At 68.5% G+C, this 3,887-nt stretch carries 6 protein-coding genes; 5 read left to right on the forward strand and 1 reads right to left on the reverse strand.

The annotated features are described in order from the left end of the window. A partial coding sequence (locus tag JCM9942_RS11950) for a chorismate transformation FkbO/Hyg5 family protein (protein ID WP_054659915.1) occupies nucleotides 1-1,012 on the reverse strand: 1,012 nt, incomplete at its 3' end. A gap of 220 nt (nucleotides 1,013-1,232) precedes the next feature. On the opposite strand from JCM9942_RS11950, the gene JCM9942_RS11955 reads away from it, so the two are divergent. From JCM9942_RS11955 to JCM9942_RS20265, 5 genes are all read left to right on the forward strand, one after another. Further along, a complete protein-coding gene (locus JCM9942_RS11955) occupies nucleotides 1,233-1,502 on the forward strand; it encodes a phosphopantetheine-binding protein (RefSeq protein WP_054659917.1) in 270 nt (89 codons plus the stop codon). Nucleotides 1,503-1,849: 347 nt separating this feature from the next. Continuing rightward, nucleotides 1,850-2,233, forward strand: coding sequence for a hypothetical protein (locus tag JCM9942_RS20260; RefSeq protein WP_256202374.1), 384 nt, complete (start codon nucleotides 1,850-1,852; stop codon nucleotides 2,231-2,233). Nucleotides 2,234-2,285: 52 nt separating this feature from the next. Next, nucleotides 2,286-2,585 (forward strand): ApeI family dehydratase, encoded by a 300-nt coding sequence (locus JCM9942_RS11965; protein ID WP_054659919.1) that lies wholly within the window; start codon nucleotides 2,286-2,288, stop codon nucleotides 2,583-2,585. Next, nucleotides 2,582-3,571 (forward strand): lysophospholipid acyltransferase family protein, encoded by a 990-nt coding sequence (locus JCM9942_RS11970; RefSeq protein ID WP_054659921.1) that lies wholly within the window; start codon nucleotides 2,582-2,584, stop codon nucleotides 3,569-3,571. Before JCM9942_RS11965 ends, JCM9942_RS11970 begins: the two co-directional genes overlap by 4 nt. Further along, nucleotides 3,474-3,887: LolA-related protein (locus JCM9942_RS20265; RefSeq protein ID WP_304941142.1), on the forward strand; the 414-nt coding region annotated here is incomplete at its 3' end. The genes JCM9942_RS11970 and JCM9942_RS20265, both read left to right, overlap by 98 nt.

Raw genomic sequence — 3,887 nt, forward strand, 5'->3', positions numbered from 1 at the left:
AGCCGCCGTGGACGCCGTCGATCTCCACGCGCAGGTCGCGGCGGCACACCGTTGCATGCAGCAGCAACCGCGGCACCTGCGCCCCCAGATGCTGTGACAGCTGTTGTTGCACCTGCGCCAGCTCGTCACCGTCGCGCACATAGACCTTGAGCCGGCTCCCGGCGCCGAACTGTGGCGGCAGCGCGGGGACATGCTGGCGTGCCGCGTCGATCAACGCGGTGAAGTTGGCGAATGTTTCCTGCAGCTGGAGGGCGGTGCAGTCGGTGTGCAGGGTCTGGTGTCCGACCACGCTGGCGGTCCCGGACAGCAGCAAGGGCAGCGCACTGCCGGGCGCGGCCAGCATGGCGCGGGCGAAACTGGGGGGCTGCGGCCCGTACTGGCGCGGATAGCGGTAGGCGCTGACCTGACGCGGGTTCTCCAGTGGAATGCCCGGTTCGCGGGCGGCCAGCCAGTAGACCTGCAGTACCCGTACGCCATCCACCCGGCCGATCGCGGTGGCCGCCGGCAGGGTGGTCGGATCAACCGTGCCCAGGCCGCGGGCGCGGCCGATGCAGAATTGTCGATAACGCTCCTGGTCACCGTCGCCTTCGGTGATGGCATCGAAGTAATTCCAGATCCGCAGCAGATGCGGGTAACCGTGCTGCGGCAGCGCGGCAAGCATCTGCGCGTAGGCCTGCTGCGAGGCTTCCAGGATGCCGCCGGCGGTAGCCTCATCAATCTGCATGGCGCCAAACAGCAGCGCGCCATCGCTGGCCCAGGCCAGGCCGTTCGCGTCGCGTCCGCTGCGCACCGGCGCGCGGCTGCGCCACACTTCCAGCTGCGGTTCACCATGGGCCTGCAGGCCTACCTGCAGATAACGCGGATCGTCACTGGCCGGCGCGTCGCGGCCGGCATGAAAGGCGAAGATGGCCAGCACCCGCGGATCGGCCAGCAACAGCGGCAGCTGCGCGGCCGGCACATAGTCGACGGTCAATGCGGCCAACGCGGACGTCACCGCCGCATGGGCGCTCATGGTGCGCTACCGGAACACGCACATGCGGTGACCGGCGTGGTATCGCGGGCAAGGCCGGACGGGGTGGGCGGCAACGGGGGTGGTGCTGGAAACATCATGCGCTGGACATTCGGTGTAACCGGGATGGCACATGATAGCGCGCGTGTTTTTTCCACCGCGGTTGCGCTATCGACGGTGATGCCGGATCGTTACGCCTCCATAATCGTCGCTGGACCTGTACATGTCGCCACAAACCCCGTCCGAGGCCGCATTGGCTGAATTGCTGGTGGAAAGCCTGAACCTGGAGGACGTCACTCCGTCGCAGATCGATCCGGAGGCGCCGCTGTTCAATGACGGCCTGGGCCTGGATTCGATTGATGCGTTGGAGCTTGCGCTGGCCATCAGCAAGCGCTACGGCTTCCAGCTGCGCTCGGACAATGAGGACAACCGGCGTATTTTCACGTCGCTGCGCTCGCTTTCGGCTCATATCGACGCCAACAAGCCCGCCTGAGGTGGAGCGCGTGGCTGTTGCGCCTCCTTCCGGCCACGGTGCGGCCGCTGCGCTGATCCGCATGCTGCTGCTGCTGGCCTACCCGCTGCTGTCGCACGTGGCCAGCCTCCGTAGCGACGGGATCTGGGCGGCGGCGGCGATGTTCAGTCTGGTACTGCTGCTGTTGTTGGCGCCGCTGGCACAGCGCCGCGGCTGGGCCCTGCCGCTACTGCTGCTGTGCACGCTGGCGCTGGTGTGGTTGGCCGGCTCGCCGCTGGCGTGGATGCTGCTGCTGGCTCCGCCGGTGGTGTTCCCGCTGCTGGTGGCGTGGGGGTTCGCCCGCACGGCTGGGCGCAGGCCAGGTGCCGTTGATCGGGCGCATCATGCGCGCGCTGTATCAGCGTGCCGGCATGCCGGTGACCGCCGCGCTGGAGCGCTATACCCGTCAGCTGACCGGGGCCTGGGTGGCGGTGCTGGTGCTGCTGGCGGCCTTGAACCTGGCCTTGGCGGCCAGCGCCGTACCGGGGGGGCTGCTGGTCATGTTGGGCCTGCGGCCGTGGTGGCCGGTCACCCATGAGCAGTGGTCATGGTGCGCCAATATCGCCAACTGGGGCCTGATCGGAGGGTTCTTCGTGCTCGAATACGCGCTGCGTACGCGCCTGTTCCCGGACCGTCCAGATCGCAACGCCGTGCAGTTCGCGCGGCAGATGGCGCAGCTGGGTCCCGCGTTCTGGCGCGACCTGTTGCGCTGAGCGGTACCGGCGCCGGTTATCCTTTGCGGCCGTCCTTGTTCCGGTGGATGTCATGCAATTCACTATTCCCGCCGACCATCCCTGCCTGCCCGGCCACTTCCCGGGGCGGCCGCTGGTGCCGGGCGTGGTGGTGCTGGAGCAGGTGTTGCTGGCCATCAGCGGCCAGTGCGGCGTGCCGGTCACCGCCGTGCGCCTGCCGCAGGTGAAGTTCATGGCGCCGCTGCTGCCGGATCAGGTCGCGACGATAGAACTGGAAAGCGCCGCGCCGCGCTGGCGCTTCAAGGTGCTGCGCGAGGCGCAGCTGCTGGTACGCGGTGAGCTGGTGATGGCAACGCCGGACGTCCCGGCATGAGCGAGGTCGACTGGAAGCGCCGTCCTGAAGGCGGCGGCCGCGGTGCGATCCGGCTGATTGCCGCCATCGCCCGCTATGGCGGGCGCGGCGTCTCGCGGCTCTGCCTGTATCCGATCACCCTGTATTTCCTGCTGATGCGCGGCGCCGAACGCAACGCCTCGCGCGCGTTCCTGTCGCGGGTGCATGGGCGCCCTGCCTCGTTGGCCGAAGTCGCCCGGCATATCCATACGTTCGCGGCCACCATCCTGGACCGGGTGTTCATGCTCGGTGGGCGCATGCGTTTGTTCGATATCCACAATGTCGGTCTGGAGCAGCTGCACGCGGCGATGGACCAGGGCCGTGGGGTACTGGTGTTCGGCTCGCACCTGGGCAGTTTCGACGCGTTGCGCGCGCTGGGCCGGCAACGCCCGGACATCCAGCTGCGGGTGCTGCTGGACAAGGCGCACAACCCGGCGATCACCGAGGTGCTGGCCGAACTGGATCCGGTGCTGGCGGCCGGAATCATCGATGCCGGCCAGGACGGCCCCTCCATCGTGATGGCGATCAAGCAGGCGCTCGAGGAAGGGGCGCTGGTGGCGATGCTGGTGGATCGCGCGCGGCCGGGCGAGCCGTCGGTCGCCGCGCCACTGCTGGGCACGCCTGCGCCATTTCCCACCGCGCCGTGGCTGATTGCCGCCGTGCTGAAGGTGCCGGTGGTACTGGCATTTGGCCTGTACCGCGGGGGCAACCGTTACGATCTGGTGTTCGAGGCGTTTGACGACGTCGTCGAGATCCCGCGCCGCGAGCGTGCCGGCGCGTTGGCACAGCTGGTCCAGCGCTACGCCGCACGGCTGGAGTCGCGGCTGCGCAGTGCCCCTTACAACTGGTTCAATTTCTATGATTTCTGGCATGCCGATGACCACGCGTTCCCTGCCCCGGTGGACCCGGCGCGCACTCCTGCTGCTGATCTCCAGCACGGCCCTGACAGCCTCGGCGAGCGCCCTTGAGGCCCGCTGGATCCTCCAGCAACTGGCCCAGCCGGCGCCCAGCCAGACCGGCTTTGTCGAGTTGCGCGGTTCGGCGCTGCTGAAGGAGCCGTTGCGGGTGGAAGGCCAGTACCGGCGCCCCGACAACGCCACGCTGGTGCGCGAGGTGAGCGCGCCTTACGCCGAAACCACCACCATTGCCGAGGGCAAGGTCAGCATTGCCCGTGCCGGCAAGCCGCCGCGGGTATTCGCGCTGCAGCGGGTGCCGGAACTGGCCGACCTGCAGACCAGCTTCGGCGCGCTGCTGTCGGGCGACCAGGCGGCGCTGGAGCAGGCC

The organism is Stenotrophomonas pictorum JCM 9942, assembly GCF_001310775.1.
Taxonomy (GTDB): Bacteria; Pseudomonadota; Gammaproteobacteria; order Xanthomonadales; family Xanthomonadaceae; genus Stenotrophomonas; species Stenotrophomonas pictorum.

Bases quoted from the DNA above. Each gene is read 5' to 3' on its own strand.
- JCM9942_RS11955 (WP_054659917.1), top strand. From the start codon at position 1,233: ATGTCGCCACAAACCCCGTCCGAGGCCGCATTGGCTGAATTGCTGGTG.
- JCM9942_RS11965 (WP_054659919.1), top strand. From the start codon at position 2,286: ATGCAATTCACTATTCCCGCCGACCATCCCTGCCTGCCCGGCCACTTC.
- JCM9942_RS11970 (WP_054659921.1), top strand. From the start codon at position 2,582: ATGAGCGAGGTCGACTGGAAGCGCCGTCCTGAAGGCGGCGGCCGCGGT.